The organism is Aureimonas sp. SK2 (assembly GCF_029813115.1).
Taxonomy (GTDB): Bacteria; Pseudomonadota; Alphaproteobacteria; order Rhizobiales; family Rhizobiaceae; genus Aureimonas.
On record NZ_JAPZDS010000049.1, the window covers coordinates 1 to 2,096 of the forward strand.

Consider the following 2,096-nt stretch of genomic DNA (forward strand, 5'->3'; position numbering starts at 1 on the left):
CGTCGACGACGCGATGATCGCAATCGAGATGATGGTGGCGCGGCTGGAGGTCGGCGACGACCTGCACAAGGCGGCGACCTACATCTACACCTCGACCGCCTTCCCCATGCTGACGGGAACGCTGGTCACGGTCGCCAGCTTCATGCCGGTCGGCCTCAACAGCAGCGCTGCGGGCGAGTTCACCTTCACCCTATTCGTCGTGATCGCGGTCTCCCTGATCGTCTCCTGGCTCGTGGCCGTGATCTTCATGCCGATCCTCGGCGTGACCTTCATGCCGAAGTCGATGAAGAAGCACTCGGAGAAGAAGGGGCTGTTCGGCCGGTCCTTCTCGGCGATCCTGCGTCTTTGCGTGCGCTTCAAGTGGCTCACCATCCTGGCGACCGTCGGGCTCTTCGCCCTTGCGATCTTCGGTATGGGCTTTGTCCAGCAGCAGTTCTTTCCGACCTCGGACCGGCCCGAGGTGATCGTCGACTGGACGGCGGCGCAGAACACCTCGATCGACGAGACGCGAGCCCAGATGGATCGCTTCGAGACGAACCTGCGCGATGATCCGGACATCACCTACTGGTCGTCCTACGTCGGACAGGGCGCCGTACGCTTCGTGCTGTCGTTCGACGTGCAGCCGGCCAGTCCGAACTACGGCCAGATCGTCATCATGACGACGGACGTGGAGGCGCGCGACCGCGTGATCGCGAAGCTGCGCGACATCGGCGAGCGCGACTTCCTCGGGACCGATGTCTTCGTCCACACGATGGATCTTGGGCCGCCCGTCGGCCGGCCGATCCAGTATCGTGTCAGCGGTCCCGACCTTCAGGTCATTCGCGGCATTGCGCAGCGCGTCGCCGGGGCCGTCGGCGCCAACCCGAACATGGGCCGCGTGACGCTGGACTGGAACGAGCCCGCGCGCGTCGTCAAGGTGAACGTCCTCCAGGACAAGGCACGCCAGCTCGGCATATCCTCGCAGGACATCGCCTCGGCGCTCGGGAACGTCGTCGGTGGGACGACGGCAACCCAGATCCGCGACGGGATCTATCTCGTCGACGTTATCAGCCGGGCGCGCGACGACGAACGCAGCTCGATCGAGACCCTGCGCAACCTTCAGCTCAACACTCAGGACGGGCGCGTCATTCCGCTCGCCGCCGTCGCGACCTTCGACCATGAGATGGAGCAGCCCTTCATCTGGCGCCGCGACCGCGTACCGACGATCACGGTGAAGGCGACCGTGAGCTCAAAGGCGCAGCCGGCGACGATCGACGAGCAGCTGACGCCCGAGATCGAGGCGCTTCGGGCAAAGCTTCCGCCGTCCTACGCGATCGCCGTCGGCGGCGCGGTCGAGGAAAGCGCCAAGGGACAGGGCCCGATCGCCGGCGTCCTGCCGCTGATGCTCCTGACGATGACGACGATCCTGATGTTCCAGCTGCAGAGCTTCCAGCGCCTGTTCCTCGTCGTCGCCGTGGCACCGCTCGGCCTGATCGGCGTCGTGGCGGCGCTGGTTCCGTCGGGAGCACCCCTCGGCTTCGTCGCCATCCTCGGGGTCCTCGCGCTGATCGGCATCCTCATCCGAAACTCGGTGATCCTGATCGTGCAGATCGAGGATCACATCCGCGAGGGTTGGGGCCGCTGGGACGCGGTGCTGGACGCCACGGAACACCGGATGCGGCCGATCATGCTCACCGCGGCGGCCGCCTCGCTCGCCCTCATCCCGATCTCGCGCGAGATCTTCTGGGGCCCGATGGCCTTCGCCATGATGGGCGGGATCATCGTGGGAACCGTCCTCACGCTCCTGTTCCTGCCCGCGCTCTACGTCGCCTGGTTCCGCATCAAGCCGAGCGAGACGGGCCAGCCGGACCATCACGGCCCGGCGTCCGACGAGCCGTTCAAGGCGGACGGGAGCGGCAAGGCCGGCACGGCGATGGCCTAGCCGCCGCGACCGTTACCGCCATCGCCGGGAGACGCCGCAAGTCTGAACGGGCGCGCAGACATCCGCCTCACCGCAGGGAAAAGCCCAATTGAACCAAGACCATCACCTCGTCATCGTCGGCGGCGGCGTCGCCGGCCTCGACATCGCCAGCCGTATTGGTGGCCGGGACGCTCTG

At 66.5% G+C, this 2,096-nt stretch carries 1 protein-coding gene; it reads left to right on the top strand.

Going from position 1 to position 2,096, the window contains the following annotated elements:
* Positions 1 to 1,921: efflux RND transporter permease subunit (locus tag O5O54_RS22110; RefSeq protein ID WP_279484006.1), on the top strand; the 1,921-nt coding region annotated here is incomplete at its 5' end.
* Positions 1,922 to 2,096 lie beyond the last annotated feature (175 nt).